The 18,271-nt window shown below is 55.3% G+C and carries 17 protein-coding genes; 12 read left to right on the top strand and 5 right to left on the bottom strand.

The genetic code is table 11. From position 1 onward, the window contains the following. Positions 1–62: 62 nt before the first annotated feature. Both ACOTWU_RS20460 and setB read left to right on the top strand, forming a co-directional pair. Positions 63–242 (top strand): hypothetical protein, encoded by a 180-nt coding sequence (locus tag ACOTWU_RS20460; protein WP_139152746.1) that lies wholly within the window; start codon positions 63–65, stop codon positions 240–242. 103 nt (positions 243–345) lie between these two features. Continuing rightward, positions 346–1,527 carry a sugar efflux transporter SetB gene (gene setB / locus ACOTWU_RS20455; protein WP_015572310.1) on the top strand — a complete coding sequence of 394 codons (1,182 nt, stop codon included), beginning with the start codon at positions 346–348 and terminating at the stop codon, positions 1,525–1,527. Here setB and ACOTWU_RS20450 read toward each other — a convergent pair. Then, positions 1,524–1,778 carry a YkgJ family cysteine cluster protein gene (locus tag ACOTWU_RS20450; protein ID WP_003859353.1) on the bottom strand — a complete coding sequence of 85 codons (255 nt, stop codon included), beginning with the start codon at positions 1,776–1,778 and terminating at the stop codon, positions 1,524–1,526. The two genes, setB and ACOTWU_RS20450, sit on opposite strands and share 4 nt — an antisense overlap. A 164-nt stretch (positions 1,779–1,942) precedes the next feature. Between ACOTWU_RS20450 and yeiP the strand changes: the two genes are divergently transcribed. Then, positions 1,943–2,515, top strand: coding sequence for an elongation factor P-like protein YeiP (gene yeiP, locus ACOTWU_RS20445; protein WP_003859355.1), 573 nt, complete (start codon positions 1,943–1,945; stop codon positions 2,513–2,515). Between the two features lie 116 nt (positions 2,516–2,631). Here the strand turns inward: yeiP and uxuA are convergent, their stop codons facing one another. Further along, a complete protein-coding gene (gene uxuA / locus ACOTWU_RS20440) occupies positions 2,632–3,822 on the bottom strand; it encodes a mannonate dehydratase (protein ID WP_017383391.1) in 1,191 nt (396 codons plus the stop codon). A gap of 205 nt (positions 3,823–4,027) precedes the next feature. Between uxuA and ACOTWU_RS20435 the strand changes: the two genes are divergently transcribed. The 9 genes from ACOTWU_RS20435 (at position 4,028) to yejF (ending at position 15,618) form a co-directional block, all read left to right on the top strand. Continuing rightward, positions 4,028–5,494: a mannitol dehydrogenase family protein gene (locus tag ACOTWU_RS20435; protein ID WP_045341040.1), complete on the top strand. Its 1,467-nt coding sequence runs from the start codon at positions 4,028–4,030 to the stop codon at positions 5,492–5,494. Positions 5,495–5,617: 123 nt separating this feature from the next. Next, positions 5,618–6,604, top strand: a complete 987-nt coding sequence (locus ACOTWU_RS20430; RefSeq protein ID WP_126498848.1) for a CobW family GTP-binding protein — start codon at positions 5,618–5,620, stop codon at positions 6,602–6,604. Between the two features lie 33 nt (positions 6,605–6,637). Then, positions 6,638–7,351: a phosphatase PAP2 family protein gene (locus ACOTWU_RS20425; protein WP_017693036.1), complete on the top strand. Its 714-nt coding sequence runs from the start codon at positions 6,638–6,640 to the stop codon at positions 7,349–7,351. Positions 7,352–7,766: 415 nt separating this feature from the next. After that, on the top strand, positions 7,767–8,336 hold the full coding sequence (gene mepS, locus ACOTWU_RS20420; RefSeq protein ID WP_003859364.1) for a bifunctional murein DD-endopeptidase/murein LD-carboxypeptidase: 570 nt from the start codon (positions 7,767–7,769) through the stop codon (positions 8,334–8,336). 127 nt (positions 8,337–8,463) lie between these two features. Further along, complete coding sequence (locus ACOTWU_RS20415) at positions 8,464–10,017, top strand: cyclic di-GMP phosphodiesterase (protein ID WP_045343796.1); 1,554 nt, start codon at positions 8,464–8,466, stop codon at positions 10,015–10,017. A 75-nt stretch (positions 10,018–10,092) separates the two neighbouring features. After that, positions 10,093–11,898: an extracellular solute-binding protein gene (locus ACOTWU_RS20410; protein WP_126498849.1), complete on the top strand. Its 1,806-nt coding sequence runs from the start codon at positions 10,093–10,095 to the stop codon at positions 11,896–11,898. 9 nt (positions 11,899–11,907) lie between these two features. Beyond that, complete coding sequence (locus ACOTWU_RS20405) at positions 11,908–13,002, top strand: microcin C ABC transporter permease YejB (protein ID WP_003859369.1); 1,095 nt, start codon at positions 11,908–11,910, stop codon at positions 13,000–13,002. Beyond that, positions 13,002–14,027, top strand: a complete 1,026-nt coding sequence (locus tag ACOTWU_RS20400; RefSeq protein ID WP_047741407.1) for a microcin C ABC transporter permease — start codon at positions 13,002–13,004, stop codon at positions 14,025–14,027. Before ACOTWU_RS20405 ends, ACOTWU_RS20400 begins: the two co-directional genes overlap by 1 nt. A 1-nt stretch (position 14,028) precedes the next feature. Next, positions 14,029–15,618 carry a microcin C ABC transporter ATP-binding protein YejF gene (gene yejF, locus ACOTWU_RS20395; protein ID WP_032103234.1) on the top strand — a complete coding sequence of 530 codons (1,590 nt, stop codon included), beginning with the start codon at positions 14,029–14,031 and terminating at the stop codon, positions 15,616–15,618. Between the two features lie 3 nt (positions 15,619–15,621). Here yejF and ACOTWU_RS20390 read toward each other — a convergent pair whose 3' ends face one another. The 3 genes from ACOTWU_RS20390 to rsuA form a co-directional block, all read right to left on the bottom strand. Further along, complete coding sequence (locus ACOTWU_RS20390; RefSeq protein WP_017383399.1) at positions 15,622–15,966, bottom strand: YejG family protein; 345 nt, start codon at positions 15,964–15,966, stop codon at positions 15,622–15,624. 276 nt (positions 15,967–16,242) lie between these two features. Next, positions 16,243–17,442: a Bcr/CflA family multidrug efflux MFS transporter gene (locus ACOTWU_RS20385; RefSeq protein WP_003859373.1), complete on the bottom strand. Its 1,200-nt coding sequence runs from the start codon at positions 17,440–17,442 to the stop codon at positions 16,243–16,245. A 15-nt stretch (positions 17,443–17,457) separates the two neighbouring features. Next, positions 17,458–18,165, bottom strand: coding sequence for a 16S rRNA pseudouridine(516) synthase RsuA (rsuA, locus tag ACOTWU_RS20380; protein ID WP_017383401.1), 708 nt, complete (start codon positions 18,163–18,165; stop codon positions 17,458–17,460). Positions 18,166–18,271: the final 106 nt, after the last annotated feature.

Raw genomic sequence — 18,271 nt, 5'->3', positions numbered from 1 at the left:
TGCTGAAATTGAATCGTTTCAGCTTAACTGAGAAACGAGCCGCTAACCTGCTTCGTCAGGACATGCAAGATAGCGCTGAAACGTTTCAAGAAGTCTTGTCTTTTCTACAAAAGGTTGCAAGAAAAGTTACATTTCTTGTTGCAGAATTTAGAAGTGCAGCACATTTCTTCTTCAGTCGGGAGGTTTTTGCTGATGTTCAGCAAACAGGTTCAGCACGCTTCAGCGAAACGGCGATAAACTGAAATGCTATTTTGATTTATTGTGGCAATCTTGATTTTGCCCTCTGTTTATTTAATGACAGGCGGCGTAAACTCCGCCTCTCTCTGTTACTCGCAAAGACTGAACATGCATAACACCCCCGCTGCCGCCTCACCAAAGCCTTTTGATTTGACGTCAACGGCGTTTTTGATCGTTGCTTTTCTCACCGGTATTGCCGGTGCGTTACAAACGCCTACGCTGAGCCTGTTTCTGACCAACGAAGTTCACGCCCGCCCGGCGATGGTTGGCTTCTTCTTCACCGGGAGCGCCATCATCGGCATTTTCGTCAGCCAGTTTCTAGCCGGGCGTTCAGACCGCAAAGGCGATCGCAAAAGCCTGATCGTTTTTTGCTGCCTGCTCGGGGTGTTTGCCTGCCTGCTGTTTGCCTGGAACCGTAACTACTTCATTCTGCTGTTCGTGGGCGTCTTCCTGAGCAGTTTCGGCTCGACCGCCAACCCGCAGATGTTCGCCCTTGCCCGCGAGCATGCCGACCGCACCGGGCGAGAAGCGGTGATGTTCAGCTCGATACTGCGCGCGCAGGTGTCGCTGGCCTGGGTGATTGGCCCCCCGCTCGCCTACGCGCTGGCGATGGGTTTTGGCTTTACGGTGATGTACCTCAGCGCAGCCGTGGCCTTCGTGGTATGCGGCGCAATGGTCTGGTTCTTTCTGCCCTCCATGCGCAAAGAGCCGAAAGTGGCGACCGGTACGCTGGAAGCTCCGCGACGTAACCGGCGCGACGCGCTGCTGTTATTCATTATCTGTACGCTAATGTGGGGAACCAACAGCCTCTATATCATTAATATGCCGCTGTTTATTATTGATGAGCTGCATCTGCCGGAGAAGCTGGCCGGGATCATGATGGGAACCGCCGCGGGGCTTGAGATCCCCACCATGCTGATTGCGGGCTATTACGCGAAGCGCTTCGGCAAGCGCTTTTTGATGCGCGTCGCCGCCGTAGCCGGGCTGCTGTTTTATGTCGGTATGCTGACGGTTCATACGCCAGCCCTGCTTCTTGCTTTACAGCTGCTGAACGCCATTTACATCGGTATCCTGGCCGGTATCGGCATGCTCTACTTCCAGGATCTGATGCCGGGTCAGGCAGGCTCTGCCACCACCCTTTATACTAATACCACCCGCGTGGGCTGGATTATTGCAGGCTCACTGGCGGGCGTTGTGGCTGAAATCTGGAACTATCATACGGTGTTCTGGATTGCGCTGGTGATGTGCGTCCTGACGCTGAGCTGCCTGACGCGAATCAAAGATGTCTAAGGCGCGGTGAGCGCTTCCAGCTCAAGCAGATAAGTGATGGCCTGCTGGCGCGTACTGCCGCACATTTCGGCGGTTGGCTGGAGCCCGGAGCACACCTTCGGGCGCAGGGGCGAGCCAAAGATCATGCACAGGTTAGTGTCAGAGAGCTGAACGCAGCGGGTATTGGCAGGCTTGCCCTCCGGCATGCCTGGAATGGGGCTTGAGATGGACGGTGCGGTACAGCACGCGCCACAGTCGGAACGACAATCCATACATGCTCTCTGTTGGTGGCAGATGCCCGCGCAGTCGGGCATTGCGCGCACAGTAACACCTTTTATGTATTGATAGCAAAACCCACGAATTCCGCTTGCCTGAAAGGCCGCGCGCGAGTAATTTGGCGCGATATTTTTTACCTCCCGTAAACAGGATTACTGCAATGCCAAGAGCGAACGAAATTAAGAAAGGTATGGTACTGAATTACAACGGCAAACTGCTGATTGTGAAAGATATCGACATTCAGGCACCCAGCGCCCGTGGCGCAGCAACGCTGTACAAAATGCGTTTCTCCGATGTCCGCACCGGCCTGAAAGTGGAAGAACGTTTTAAAGGCGACGATATCGTTGATACCGTGACCCTCACCCGTCGCTACGTTGATTTCTCCTACATCGACGGCAACGAATACGTGTTCATGGATAAAGAAGATTACACCCCGTATATCTTCACTAAAGATCAGATCGAAGAAGAGCTGCTGTTTATTCCAGAAGGTGGAATGCCGGACATGCAGGTGCTGACCTGGGATGGCGTGCTGCTGGCGCTGGAGCTGCCGCAGACCGTTGATCTGGAAATTGTTGAAACGGCGCCGGGCATCAAAGGCGCGTCTGCAAGTGCGCGTAACAAACCGGCTACCCTGACTACCGGTCTGGTCGTACAGGTGCCAGAGTACCTGTCAGCGGGCGAGAAAATCCGTATCCATATCGAAGAAAAACGCTATATGGGTCGTGCTGACTGATCCTGCTTTTCGCCCGGTGGCGCTACGCTTACCGGGCCTACAAAAAACCGGCTCTGATGCCGGTTTTTGTGTTTTTGTAGGCCGGGTAAGGCGCAGCCGCCACCCGGCAACAACCTTTACAGCAGTTCAGGATACTTCGTCATTTTCAGCGCCAGCTCGATACCGCGCACTTCCGCCATCCCTTTCAGACGGCCAATCGCCGAATACCCTGGATTCGTTTTCTTGCGCAGATCGTCCAGCATCTGGTGCCCGTGATCCGGACGGAACGGAATAGGACGCACATCCCCCGCCTGCTTACGACGAACCTCTTCAGAGAGAATGGCATCCACCACCGCAACCATGTTCACGTCGCCGCCAAGATGGGCTGCTTCGTGGAAGGTTTTCGGGTTCTCTTCACGGCAGGTTGCACGCAGGTGGGTGAAATGAATGCGATCGCCGAAGGTTTCGATCATCCGCACCAGATCGTTATCCGCCCGCACGCCATACGAGCCCGTACACATGGTAAAGCCGTTGTAGATGCTGTCCACCGTCTCTTTCAGCCACTGCATATCTTCAATCGTAGACACGATACGCGGCAGGCCGAGGATAGGGCGCGGTGGATCGTCAGGATGAACCGCCAGCCGCACGCCGACTTCTTCTGCCACCGGCACAATAGCGCGCAGGAAGTGCGCCATGTTTTCACGCAGCTGGTTTTTATCGATATCGCCATATTCCGCCAGGCGCGCGCGGAACTGATCGAGGGTATAACCCTCTTCCGCACCGGGCAGGCCCGCGATGATATTGCGAACCAGCTTCTCAATGTCCGCTTCACCGGCGGCATTGAACCACGCCAGCGCCTGCTGCTGCTCTTCTGCGGTGTAGTCTGCTTCCGCCCCCGGACGCTTCAGAATGTGCAGTTCGAAAGCCGCAAAAGCGATTTGATCGAAACGCAGCGCCTTCGAACCATCGGCCATTTCATATTCCAGGTCGGTACGCGTCCAGTCCAGGATCGGCATAAAGTTGTAGCAGACGGTATCAATACCACAGGCTGCCAGGTTACGAATGCTCTGCTGATAATTCGCAATCCAGGTATCACACTCACCGGAGTGGGTTTTAATATCTTCGTGAACCGGAATACTTTCCACAACAGACCAGGTTAATCCCTTCTCTGCCAGCTGAGCCTGACGCTTTTGGATTTCCTCCACCGGCCACACCTGACCGTTCGGAATATGATGCAGCGCCGTGACCACACCCGTTGCGCCAGCCTGACGCACATCATCAAGAGAAACCGGATCGTTCGGCCCGTACCAACGCCAGGTTTGTTCCATTGCCCCACCCTCTCAAGTTGTTATACCAATATGTGTTACTTCAATGACGACTACCATACATGTTTAATCGAAGTGGTCAATACAGCACGCGGCATTGATTGATCAAACTCACATAACAGGGATATTTACGGCTTACCAATTTAATTTGTTGTCATATAACTTTACACTAGCATTGTTAATTAATGGTTAATCAGGTGTGTATTACATGAAGACTATTGCCTCCACCGCGCTTCCTGCTCATGTCCAGCAGCCCCGCTACGATCGCGAGCAGTTACGCTCCCGCATCGTCCATTTCGGTTTTGGCGCGTTCCACCGTGCGCATCAGGCGTTGTTAACAAACCGGGTACTGAATGCCAAAGGAGGCGACTGGGGAATTTGTGAGATTAGCCTCTTTAGCGGCGATGTCCTTATGGGCCAGCTCCGGGCGCAGGATCATCTGTTTACCGTGCTGGAGAAAGGTGCCGAAGGCAATCAGCCCATTATTATCGGTGCGGTAAAAGAGTGCCTGAACGCCAAACTCGACTCGCTGGCAGCCATTATTGAGAAATTCTGCGAACCGCAGGTGGCAATTGTCTCCCTCACCATTACCGAAAAAGGCTACTGTATCGATCCGGCGACGGGAAAACTGGATATGCGGAACAGCCGCATCCTGCACGATCTCGAGCACCCGTCTGAGCCGCATTCCGCGCCGGGTATTCTGGTTGAAGCGCTTCATCGCCGCCGCGAGCGGGGCCTGCCGGCGTTTACCGTGCTCTCCTGCGACAATATTCCCGACAACGGCCACGTGGTGAAAAATGCCGTTCTCGGCATGGCCGGAAAGCGTTCCGCAGAGCTGGCCGCATGGATCGAGGCGCACGTGAGCTTCCCTGGTACCATGGTCGACCGAATCGTGCCCGCCGCCACCGACGTCTCACTCGCGGAAATCACCCAGGAACTTGGCGTTGAAGATCCCTGCGCCATCAGCTGTGAACCGTTCATTCAGTGGGTAGTGGAAGATAACTTTGTCGCCGGGCGTCCGGAGTGGGAGGTGGCAGGCGTACAGATGGTTGAGGATGTCCTGCCCTGGGAGCAGATGAAGCTGCGGATGCTGAACGGCAGTCACTCCTTCCTCGCGTATCTGGGCTACCTTGCCGGCTACGCGCACATAAATGAATGTATGCAGGACGACAGTTTCCGCGAGGCGGCCCGCAGGCTGATGCTGAATGAGCAGGCCCCTACGCTGCGCATCACCAACGTTGATCTGACAGCCTATGCTGACAGCCTGCTTGACCGCTTCGCCAACCCGGCCCTACAGCATCGTACATGGCAAATCGCCATGGACGGCAGCCAGAAGCTGCCTCAGCGCATGCTGGATGGGATCCGCGTGCATCTTGAGCGTAACACCGCCTGGCCATTACTGGCGCTGGGGGTGGCGGGCTGGATGCGCTACGTCAGCGGTACGGACGAACAGGGCAACGCCATTGACGTACGCGATCCGCTGAGCGACAAGTTTCAGGCCATTGTCGCTACCAGCAGCGACGCAGAACGCGTTAGCGCCCTGCTGACGCTAAATGAAATCTTTGGCGACGACCTGCCGCAAAACCCTGTCTTTGTCGAGGCAATCACCAGCGCGTACCAGCGCCTCGTCCGGCTCGGCGCGCGCCAGGCCGTTATCGAAACGTTAAAAATTTAGCGATTATTGCGTTTAAGGCGAACGGTTTTGTGCTCCGTTCGCCCTCCCTCTTCTCAATGCCCGATTTTTTCGTCAGGATGATAGATAGTTGTTACTACATCACAATTATTTATCGGAGCGCACGTGACCAAAACCAACCTGATCACCGGTTTTCTCGGCAGCGGTAAAACTACGTCCATTCTGCATTTGCTGGCCAATAAAGACCCGGCAGAAAAGTGGGCCGTGCTGGTCAACGAATTTGGCGAAGTGGGGATCGACGGCGCGTTGCTCGCCGACAGCGGCGCGATGGTGAAAGAGATCCCGGGCGGGTGTATGTGCTGCGTGAATGGTCTGCCGATGCAGGTCGGGCTGAATACGCTGCTGCGTCAGGGCAAGCCGGACCGTCTGCTGATTGAGCCCACCGGGCTGGGGCATCCTAAGCAAATCCTTGATTTACTGACCGCCCCGGTATACGAGCCGTGGCTTGAGCTGCGTGCGACGCTTTGCCTGCTCGACCCCCGCCAGCTGCTGGATGAAAAAGCGATCAATAATGACAATTTCCGCGACCAGCTCGCCTCGGCAGATATTATCGTGGCGAATAAATCCGATCGCGCGACGGCTGAGAGTCAGGCCGCGTTCCAGTCCTGGTGGCAGCAGGCTGGCGGTGGACGTCAGTATGTGCAGACGACCCAGGGCAAAATTGATGGCGCCTTGCTCGACCTTCCCCGCCTCAACCAGACGCAACTGCCTGCCAGCGCTGAGCATTCGCATAGCCACGGCGCGAAGCAAGGCCTGGCTGCACTGAGCCTGCCGGAGCATCAGCGCTGGCGTCGCAACCTGAATAGCGGCCAGGGGCACCAGGCCTGCGGGTGGATCTTCGATGCCGATACGGTTTTCGACACCATTGGTATACTGGAATGGGCGAGACTCGCGCCGGTTGAGCGGGTAAAAGGGATCATGCGCACTCCGGATGGTCTGGTGCGCATTAACCGTCAGGGCGAGGATTTCTTTATTGAAACCCAGAACGTCGCGCCACCCGACAGCCGGATAGAGTTAATTAGTGCGGTTAATACCGACTGGAATGCCCTCCAGTCAAGCCTGTTGAAGCTTCGTTTAAGTTTGGGCGGCTAACGTTGCCCCTGATTTCACACATTGCTGAAGACTATGACGACTCGACTTCCTGCTATTTTATTGCTCAACGCTGCCGGCCTGGCGATCTTTTTCTCCTGGTATATCCCGGCGGATCACGGTTTCTGGTTCCCGCTGGATTCCGGGCTGTTCCACTTCTTTAACCAGGCGCTGGCGAAGAGTGAAGCCTTCCTGTGGCTGGTGGCGATCACCAACAACCGCGCGTTTGACGGCTGTTCGCTGCTGGCAATGGGCTGTCTGATGCTCTCCTTCTGGCTGAAGGAAGACAAAACGGGTCGTCGCCGTATTCTGATTATCGGCCTGGTGATGCTGCTGACGGCCGTGATTATCAACCAGCTGGCGCAGCATCTGATGCCGGTTAAACGCGCCAGTCCTTCGCTCTTTTTCCCGAATATTAACCGCGTCAGCGAGCTGCTTCATATTCCAACCAAAGATGCCTCGAAGGACAGTTTCCCGGGCGACCACGGTATGATGCTGCTGATTTTTGCAGGCTTCATGCTGCGCTATTTTGGTAAAAAAGCCTTCACCATCGCCCTGGTTATTGTGGTGGTATTTGCATTCCCGCGGGTGATGATTGGCGCTCACTGGCTGACAGATATCGCCGTAGGCTCCCTCACGGCGGTGTTAATTGGTTTACCGTGGGTGCTGATGACCCCACTGAGCGATCGCATAATAGGCATTTTTGATCGCTATCTTCCTGGCAAATTTAAACAAGCTGGAAACAAATAAATAACGAAAATTAACACCATTCATCAGGGATCGTTTTCGATCCCTGCGTCACTTCTTTTCGGCGTCATTCAACGCTGTCATCATCCCGTCATACAATTCGTGATAAAAATGAAGCAATTGCAGGGATTACCGATATGAATGGCGGCATTTTGAGCAATTCCGCGCTGTAACTTTGTGTATCACATTTTCTTATAAAAAAACGGACTTTTTTGCTCGCAATACCCCGTGCAATCGGTTAACCTCGAACTCGTTTTGCCCCACTGAGATAATTATTATCATGGTGAATAATTTTGTGCGTTGAGCCACAGTTTTCACCATAAAGAATTGTCTCATTGTGAACAGATTATTAGTCTCGTCACGGTTGGCATTTTTATAACGATATTTTCGTTAAGGACTTCAAGGGAAAACAAACAAAATGGTCAAATCTCAACCAATCTTGAGATATATCTTGCGGGGGATCCCGGCGATTGCAGTGGCGGTTCTGCTTTCGGCATGTAGTACGACGAATACCGCGAAGAATATGCATCCTGAGACGCGTGTTGTGGGAATGGAAGATTCCTCTTCACTGCAAGCCTCTCAGGATGAATTTGAAAATATGGTACGTAATCTCGACGTTAAGTCGCGTATTATGGATCAGTATGCTGACTGGAAAGGCGTGCGTTACCGTCTGGGCGGCAGCACCAAGAAAGGCATCGATTGTTCCGCATTCGTACAGCGTACGTTCCGTGAACAGTTTGGGTTAGACCTTCCGCGTTCTACTTATGAACAGCAGGAAATGGGCAAATCCATTTCGCGCACTAAACTGCGCACGGGCGATTTAGTCCTGTTCAGAGCGGGTTCAACCGGTCGACACGTTGGCATCTATATCGGTAACGATCAGTTTGTCCATGCTTCCACCAGCAGTGGTGTGACGATTTCCAGCATGAACGAACCTTACTGGAAGAAGCGCTACAACGAAGCTCGCCGCGTTCTGAGCCGTAGTTAATATTGCTGTCGTATCGTTGGTTATCCCTTGGCTGGCGATACGATAAAAAAAGCACTGCTCCGGCAGTGTTTTTTTTTGCCCGTTACACTGATAACTATCCAGCGGCATTTCAGGAATCACGACATCTATGTTTACCCGCTACTTCTCCAGCAACCGCAAGATTCTGTTTCTCAGTTTCCTTACGGGGTTATTCACTGCCCTGCTCCTGGGAGCATTACAGTTTTACTGGAGTTATCACAAGCGAGACGTCAGATTCGATACCCTTATTACCGATTTAAGCGTCTACATGGAGAGCTATTTTGATGAGCTCAAAATGTCGATTGATACGCTCCAGCCACTCACGCTAAACAGCTGCGAGGAAGTGAGTGCCGCCCTGACCTCCCGGGCGGCCTTTAGCATCAATGTGCGCGCCTTTTTGCTGGTCAGGGATAAAAACGCCTACTGCTCTTCCGCCACCGGCCCGATGAATGTCCCTCTGGAAGCGCTTATTCCTGAACTGCACATCAATAAACAGGTTGATATGGCGCTCCTGCCGGGCACCCCCATGATGCCGGACAAGCCCGCGATTGCCATCTGGTATCGCAACCCACTGGTGAAGGACGGCGGTGTATTTACCTCCGTTAATCTTAACCTGACTCCTTATCTCCTCTACACCTCAAGACAGGATGAGTTTGCCGGTATTTCCATCATTATTGGCGATTATGCGTTATCAACCCATTCCGGAACGCTGGTCCCTGCACGTGATTTGCCTGATATCCCGGTCCGTACCGCCACGCTGAAAAATGTGCCTCTGACCATCCATGTTTATGCGGAAGCCTGGACGACCGATGATGTGCTGTACGCCCTGTTTTTCGGCCTGGTCTGCGGTATCGCGGCGGGCCTGTTGAATTTCTATATTCTTACTATCCGTCTTAATCCGGGGAAAGAGATCCTAACGGCCATCAAACGCGACCAGTTTTACGTGGTCTATCAACCCGTCGTGGATGCGCAGTCGCTCAAAATGACCGGGCTGGAAGTCCTGATGCGCTGGAAGCATCCGGTGATGGGAGAAATTCCACCGGATGCCTTTATTAATTTCGCTGAAGCGCAGAAGCTGATTGTCCCGCTGACGCTGCATCTTTTTGACCTGATTATCCGCGATGCCCCTGTCCTGCAAACGGTGCTCCCGCCTGGGGCCAAGTTTGGGATCAACATCGCGCCCGGGCATCTGCATGCGGAAAGCTTTAAAGAGGATATGCGCGCGTTTGCCGCCGCCCTTCCACCCGATCACTTCCAGATTGTGCTGGAAATAACCGAGCGCGATATGATCAACCACCGCGAGGCTAATCAGCTGTTCGAATGGCTGCACGAAGAAGGTTTTGAAATTGCCATCGATGATTTTGGCACCGGCCACAGCGCGCTGATCTATCTGGAACGCTTCACGATGGATTACCTGAAAATTGACCGTGGCTTCGTGAATGCCATCGGGACTGAAACCGTCACCTCGCCAGTGCTTGACGCGGTGCTGACGCTGGCAGAACGCCTGAATATGTTAACCGTTGCCGAGGGTGTTGAAACGCCGGAGCAGGCGGCGTGGCTGCGCGAGCATGGCGTGAACTATCTTCAGGGCTACTGGATCGGCCGCCCAATGCCGCTGGAGCAGTTCAGGACGTGGCAACCCGACATCACGCTCGGGGAATAATTTCACAATCACGGCGCTGTCCCTTATTATTCTGTTCAACCGAGCCTGCCTGTGAACAAAGGGATCCGCCGCACTATGATTATGCGCGTTGTGTTGACGCTATTGGCGCTGGTGAGCCTGTCGAGCCAGGCGCAGACCATCAAAGATAGCACGGCCTTTGCCGTCATTGGCGAGCCGAAGTACGCGGTTAACTTTAACCACTACGATTACGTTAACCCCGCCGCCCCGAAAGGCGGAAACGTGACGCTTTCCGCCACGGGAACGTTTGACAACTTTAACCGCTTTGCCCTGCGCGGCGTGGCGGCAGCGCGTACCGAATCCCTCTATGACACGCTGTTCGTCACCTCCGACGACGAGCCCGGCAGCTATTATCCCCTGGTCGCCGAGAACGTGCGATACGCCGATGATTTCAGCTGGGCAGAAATCGCGATTAATCCGCGGGCGCGTTTTCACGACGGTACGCCGGTTAGCGCCCGTGACGTGGCATTCACCTTTCATAAATTTATGACCGAAGGCGTGCCGCAGTTTCGTCTGGTGTACAAGGGCACCACGGTGAAAGCCATCGCCCCGCTGACCGTGCGAATCGAACTCCCTGAGCCGAACAAAGAGAATATGCTGAGCCTGTTCTCCCTGCCCGTCATGCCCGAATCCTTCTGGAAAAATCATAAGCTGAGCGATCCCCTCTCTACCCCGCCGCTGGCCGGAGGGCCGTATCGCATTACCGACTGGCGAATGGGCCAGTACGTGATCTATTCCCGGGTGAAAGATTACTGGGCAGCCACGCTGCCGGTAAACCGGGGCCGCTGGAACTTCGATACAATCCGCTACGACTACTACCTGGATGATAACGTGGCCTTCGAGGCATTTAAGGCGGGCGCGTTTGATTTACGTGTCGAGAACAGCGCCAAAAATTGGGCGACCCGCTATATCGGAAAAAATTTCGCGAAAGGCTATATCGTTAAAGACGAACACAAAAACGAATCCGCGCAGGACACGCGCTGGCTGGCGTTTAATATTCAGCGCCCGGTTTTTTCCGATCGTCGGGTGCGTGAAGCCATTACCCTGGCGTTTGATTTCGAATGGATGAACAAAGCGCTGTTTTACGGAGCCTACAGCCGGGCGAACAGCTATTTCCAGAATACTGAATATGCCGCCCGTGATTATCCCCACGCGGACGAGCTGGTTTTGCTGGCGCCAATGAAAGCGGAGCTCCCGCCGGAGGTGTTCACCCGCGTATTTGAACCGCCCAAATCCGACGGAAACGGGTTCGACCGGGACAACCTGCTGAAAGCCAGCAACCTGCTGGATGATGCTGGCTGGGTGCTGAAAAATCGGCAACGGGTTAATGTGCAAACCGGTAAACCGCTCAGCTTCGAACTGCTGATTGCCTCCGGCGCAAACGATCAGTGGGTGCTGCCATTTAAGAAGAACCTTGCCCGGCTTGGCGTCACCATGAATATCCGCCAGGTCGATATGGCCCAGTTAACCAACCGCAAGCGCAGTCGCGATTACGACATGATGCAGACCCTGTGGGCCGCGCAGCCGTGGCCAAGTTCAGATCTGCAAATCTCCTGGGCATCGGGTTATATCGACTCCTCCTACAACGCCCCGGGCGTAAAGAGCCCGGTGATTGATGCGCTGATTGCAAAAATTGTCGCCGCTCAGGGCGATAAGAACAAGCTTCTGCCGCTTGGCCGCGCGCTCGATCGGGTCTTAACCTGGAACTATTACATGCTGCCGATGTGGTATATGGGCGAAGATCGCGTGGCCCGCTGGGATAAATTCTCCCTGCCTGCCGTTCGCCCGGTCTACACCCTCGGCTTTGACACCTGGTGGTATGACGTGAATAAAGCCGCAAAACTGCCCGCAGAGCGGCGTTAAGGAGTGACGATGGGCGCTTATCTTATCCGCCGGCTGCTGTTAGTGATCCCGACGCTGTGGGCCATCATTACCATTAACTTTTTTATCGTCCAGATTGCCCCCGGCGGTCCGGTGGACCAGGCAATTGCGGCAATAGAATTTGGTCACGCTGGCGGCATGCCGGGCGGCGGCGGTGAAGGAATGGGGGCCAGCCATGCCCGGACGGGCGTGGGCAACATCAGCGAAAGCCACTACCGGGGCGGTCGCGGACTGGATCCGGAGGTGATCGCCGAGATTACCCATCGCTATGGTTTTGACAAGCCGCTGCACGAGCGTTATTTCAGGATGCTCTGGGATTATGTCCGTTTCGATTTTGGCGACAGCCTGTTTCGCAGCGCCTCGGTGTTAACCCTGATCAAACAAAGCCTGCCGGTTTCCATCACGCTCGGACTGTGGGGGACGCTGATTATTTATCTGGTCTCCATTCCGCTGGGGATCCGAAAAGCGGTCTATAACGGTAGCCGTTTCGATATCTGGAGCAGCACATTCATTATCATCGGCTACGCTATCCCGGCGTTTCTGTTTGCCGTGCTGCTGATTGTCTTTTTCGCCGGCGGCAGTTATTTCGACCTCTTCCCGCTGCGCGGGCTGGTCTCTGCGGATTTCAGCACCCTGCCGTGGTATCAGAAAATCACCGATTACTTCTGGCACATCACGCTTCCGGTGCTGGCAACGGTCATCGGCGGATTTGCGGCGCTTACGATGCTGACCAAAAACGCCTTTCTTGATGAGATCCGCAAACAGTACGTCGTCACCGCGCGCGCCAAAGGCGTCGGTGAAAAGCAGATCATGTGGAAGCACGTTTTTCGTAACGCCATGCTGCTGGTGATTGCCGGTTTCCCCGCCACGTTCATCAGTATGTTTTTTACCGGCTCTCTGCTGATAGAGGTGATGTTCTCGCTCAACGGATTAGGGCTGCTGGGCTATGAGGCCACCGTCTCCCGTGATTATCCGGTGATGTTTGGCACACTCTACATTTTCACCCTGATCGGCCTGCTGCTGAACATCATCAGCGATATCAGCTATACGCTGGTCGATCCCCGTATCGATTTTGAGGGCCGCTGATGTCGCGTTTAAGCCCCGTCAATCAGGCCCGCTGGGCGCGCTTTCGCCACAACCGTCGCGGCTACTGGTCGCTGTGGATCTTCGCCGTCCTGTTCGCCTTTAGTATGTGTTCGGAACTGATTGCCAACGATAAGCCCCTGCTGGTGCATTTCAAAGACCGCTGGTATGTACCGGTGCTGGCCACCTACAGCGAAAGCGATTTTGGCGGCCCGTTTGCGACGCCAGCCGAGTACCAGGATCCCTGGTTACGTGAACAGATAGCGCAGCACGGCTGGGCTATCTGGGCGCCGATTCGTTTTGGCGCGAACAGTATTAACTTCGCCACGTCCACCCCCTTCCCTTCGCCGCCTTCCGCGCAAAACTGGCTGGGAACGGACGCCAACGGCGGCGATGTGCTGGCGCGCATCCTCTATGGCACCCGCATCTCGCTCCTGTTTGGGCTGCTGCTGACGCTCTTTAGCAGCGTAATGGGCGTTGTGGCGGGCGCCGTGCAGGGCTATTACGGGGGTAAAATAGATTTATGGGGACAGCGCGTGATTGAAGTCTGGTCCGGTATGCCGACGCTGTTTCTGATTATCCTGCTGTCCAGCGTGGTACAGCCTGGCTTCTGGTGGCTGCTCGGGATCACCGTCCTGTTCGGCTGGATGGCGCTGGTCGGCGTGGTGCGCGCGGAGTTTCTGCGTACGCGGAATTACGACTATATTCGCGCTGCGCAGGCGTTAGGCGTGAGCGATGGCGCAATCATCTTCCGTCACATGCTTCCCAATGCGGTGGTGGCGACCCTCACCTTCCTGCCGTTTATTTTGTGCAGCTCCATTACCACCCTGACGTCGCTTGATTTTCTTGGTTTCGGTTTGCCGCTGGGCTCACCGTCCCTTGGCGAACTGCTGTTGCAGGGCAAAAACAATCTCCAGGCCCCCTGGCTGGGCATCGCCGCATTCCTCTCCGTGGCGGTGCTCCTTTCCCTGCTGATTTTTATTGGCGAAGCCGTGCGCGATGCCTTCGATCCCAACAAGGCGGTATGACATGACCCGGCCTCTTCTGAGCATAGAGAACCTGTCGATTGCGTTTTCAAAACAGGGCGAATCACGCACGGTGGTGACGGATTTATCGTTGCAGATCCAGCGCGGAGAGACGCTGGCGCTGGTCGGGGAATCCGGCTCCGGTAAGAGCGTTTCGGCGCTGTCGGTGCTGCGCCTGCTCCCTTCCCCGCCGGTCAGCTATCCGCAGGGGGATATTTTGTTCCATGGACAATCGCTGCTGAACGCTGACGAGCAAACCCTGCGCGGCATTCGTGGCAACAACATCGCCATGATTTTTCAGGAGCCGATGGTGTCGCTCAACCCACTGCATACCCTGGAAAAACAGCTCTATGAAGTGCTGTCACTTCATCGGGGAATGCGTAAAGAGGCAGCGCGGGGTGAAATTCTGGACTGCCTTGAACGCACCGGTATCCGTAATGCGGCGAAACGGCTGAACGATTTCCCGCACCAGCTTTCCGGCGGCGAGCGCCAGCGCGTGATGATTGCAATGGCCCTGCTCACGCGCCCCGAACTGCTGATTGCCGATGAACCTACTACCGCGCTGGACGTCACGGTACAGGCACAAATTCTGCAACTGCTGCGCGAACTGCGCGACGAGCTGAACATGAGCCTGCTGTTTATTACGCACAACCTGAGCATCGTGAAAAAGCTCGCTGACGCGGTGGCCGTGATGCAAAACGGCCGCTGCGTGGAACAGAACCGGGCATCCGCCCTGCTGAGCGCGCCTCAGCACCCGTATACACAGCGCCTGCTCGATAGCGAACCCGCTGGCGACCCGGTTCCGCTTAACGCTGACAGCGCGCCGTTGCTGAGGGTTGAGGGGCTGTCGGTGTCATTCCCGATCCGCAAAGGCATTTTGCGTCGCGTGGTCGATCACAATCATGTTCTGAAAGACATGAGCTTCGCTCTGCGTCCGGGCGAATCGCTTGGGCTTGTGGGCGAGTCCGGTTCAGGCAAAAGCACCACCGGCCTGGCGCTGCTGCGCCTGATCGCCTCTCAGGGAAGCATTGTTTTTGACGGCATGCCGCTGCAAAACCTGAATCGCCGGATGATGCTTCCCGTGCGTCCGCGGATGCAGGTGGTATTTCAGGATCCAAACTCTTCGCTTAACCCGCGCCTGAGCGTATTACAGATTATTGAAGAGGGCCTGCGCGTCCACCAGCCGACAATGACGGCGCAACAGCGTGAAATCGACGTGATGCGGGTGATGGCGGAAGTGGGTTTAGATCCCGAGACCCGGCACCGGTATCCGGCTGAGTTTTCTGGCGGACAGCGTCAGCGTATAGCGATTGCCCGCGCGCTGATCCTCAAACCGGAGCTGATCGTGCTGGACGAGCCAACCTCTTCCCTGGACCGCACCGTGCAGGCGCAAATTCTGGCGCTGCTGAAGGGGCTACAGGAAAAGCATCGGCTGGCCTATATCTTTATCAGCCACGATTTACAGGTGGTGCGTGCGCTTTGCCATCAGGTGGTGGTATTGCGGCAGGGAGAAGTCGTTGAGCAGGGAGAGTGCCAGCGCGTATTCACCGCGCCGACGCAGGATTACACGCGCCAGCTATTGTCCGCTGACTAACACTCAGAAAGGATATTGACCAGAGAACGGCTCGGCAATGGCCACGCCGAAGTTTTTCAGCCGACAGGTGGCGGCAAACTCATCCTGGCTGTTAACAAACAGGCACGGCTCACCTTCGCATTCCAGCACGGAGCTGTCCACTTCGATGTCCGTCAGCGCCTGGCTGAGACGTTCCATGACCGGCCACGCATTTTCATCGCTCGGGCTGAGCAGCTTAAGCGCCACCAGACAATTATCCTCCCCGGTAACGCTTTGCGGAATCGGTTCAACTTTCGAACCTGCAAAACCCGTCGACCAGCGATAGCTCTGGGGCAAGCGATGGACAATGGAGAGTTGTAATGTATTCACGTTCAGATCCCCGGAAGCAAATTTACTTCACAATTTATTTACATTTATAGTAACACATCATCGCCAACCTGCACTGTTTAGCGGATTTTATAGGCGTTGCAGGCTCGCGTCGGCGCTATATGTACCCGTTTCTGCGATCTAACTCAACCTTTTTAAATACAATGATGTGACTTTTTACATAAATAGATTTTACATAAAAGAAACAAACACAGGGTAAACGAACGGAGGGTTGGTTGATATGGGTCAACAAAAAGGCCCGTCACGGGCCTTAAGTGGTCATTTATGCGCCGTCTTTCGCGGCCGGCTGGCGTAAAGATAGAATAGAATGGAGCAGGTCGCGCAGAGGGCAATCGCCCACAGCATCGGCCAGGCGGTATTAAACGTCGCCGTCGAGAGCAGCGCCCCGACTATCGCGCCAATTCCGAAACGGAACGTTCCTGCCAGCGACGAGGCGGTGCCCGCCATATGCGGAAATTCGTCGAGGATCACCGCCATCGCGTTGGATGAAACCATCGACACGCAGCCGACAAACGCCGCCACACCCACCACCAGCGCCCAGAAACCGACGCCCAGCAACGCGCTCAATACCAGCCAGATAGCCATCACGAACTGGATCCACAGCCCGGCGCGGAACATATTCAGCGCCCCAACCCGCCGGACAAAGCGGCTGTTGATAATGGTCATCACAAACAGGAACACAATATTCAGCGCGAAGTAGTAACCAAAATGCTGGGGTGACACATGGTTCAGTTCGATGTACACAAACGGCCCCGCGCTCAGGAACGAGAACATTCCGGCAAAGCTGAAGCCGCTGGCCAGCATATAGCTCAGCACACGCTTATGGCGAAACAGCGAGGCAAAGTTGCCAAGCGTGGTGCGAACGTGGAACTTCTGACGTCGCTCGACCGGCAGCGTTTCATCGATAAAGACGAAGATCATCACCGAGGCCAGCAGCGCGGCAATCGCCAGGATCCAGAAAATCGCATGCCAGCTGAACCACACCAGGACCGCCCCGCCCACCATGGGGGCGACCAGCGGCGCAATTGTCGTGACCAGCATGACGAACGACATCATGCGTGAGAACTCTTCCTTCGGGTAGACGTCGCGCATCAGCGCGTTAATCACCACGCTTGCCGCAGCCGCCGCCAGGCCATGGAAGAAGCGCATCACAATCAGCTGATCGATACTCTGCGCCAGCGCGCAGGCCACCGCCGCCGCGGCAAATATCAATGTCCCGCCCAGGATAACCGGTTTACGCCCCAGGCTGTCGGCCATTGGGCCATAAAAGAGCTGACCGAGGGCAAAACCAAGAATGTAGGTGCTGAGCGTCATCTGCGCGCTGCCTGCCGGTACGCCAAACTGCGCGGAAATCACCGGCAGCGCGGGCAGATACATATCGATAGACAGCGGCATCAGCATGGCCAGCAGGCCAAGGATAAATACAATTTTAAACGACGAGTGTGGCCTGGTGGTCACAGGGTTCTCCTGAATTTAGCGTGAAGGCAGCCCGACGCTGGCAATCTCTTCTTCCGTCAGCGGGCGATATTCCCCTGGGGCCAGGTCTGGATCGAGTTCAATCGCGCCGATACGTTCACGATGCAGCCCCACAACGTGGTTGCCCACGGCGGCAAACATCCGCTTTACCTGATGGTAGCGGCCTTCACTGATGGTCAGACGGACGTCCGTGGGGGTGAGGATTTCCAGCACCGCCGGTTTGGTCAGATCCTTTTCATTATGCAGCTGAACGCCTTTCGCGAATTGCTCTGCCGTGTCATCCGAGACCGGAGACTCAAGCATCACCCGATAGGTTTTCTCACAGTGATGGCGCGGGGAGGTGATGCGGTGCGACCACTGGCCGTCATCGGTCATCAGCACCAGGCCGGTAGTATCGATATCCAGTCGCCCTGCCGCATGCAGCTTGTGCGCCACAGGTTCGTCGAGGAAATAGAGCACCGTCGGGTGATCCGGATCGTCCGTTGAACAGACGTAACCTTCCGGTTTGTTGAGCATGAAGTAGCGCGGGCCATTCTGCTGGGTCAGCGGGTTGCCGTCATACTCCACCTGGTGCTCAGGCTGGAGTTTAAAAGCGCTGTCTTTCACAATGTCGCCGTCCACGGTTACGCGGCTGGCGCGAATTTCACGCCCGGCAATAGCGCGGCTTACGCCGAGTTGCTGAGCGATAAACTTATCAAGTCGCATGAAATCTTTTTAGCCTTAATGGTGCTGGAAGTCGGACTACGCGTCCGAAAAAGAAGCAGTCAGAAACAGTTCAGTATAATGGTCTGGTTGCGCCACTCAAGGGAAA

This window comes from Enterobacter cloacae complex sp. GYL001 (assembly GCF_049237125.1).
In the GTDB taxonomy this organism is placed as follows: Bacteria; Pseudomonadota; Gammaproteobacteria; order Enterobacterales; family Enterobacteriaceae; genus Enterobacter; species Enterobacter hormaechei_C.
This window is presented reverse-complemented; position numbering and strand designations above follow the sequence as displayed.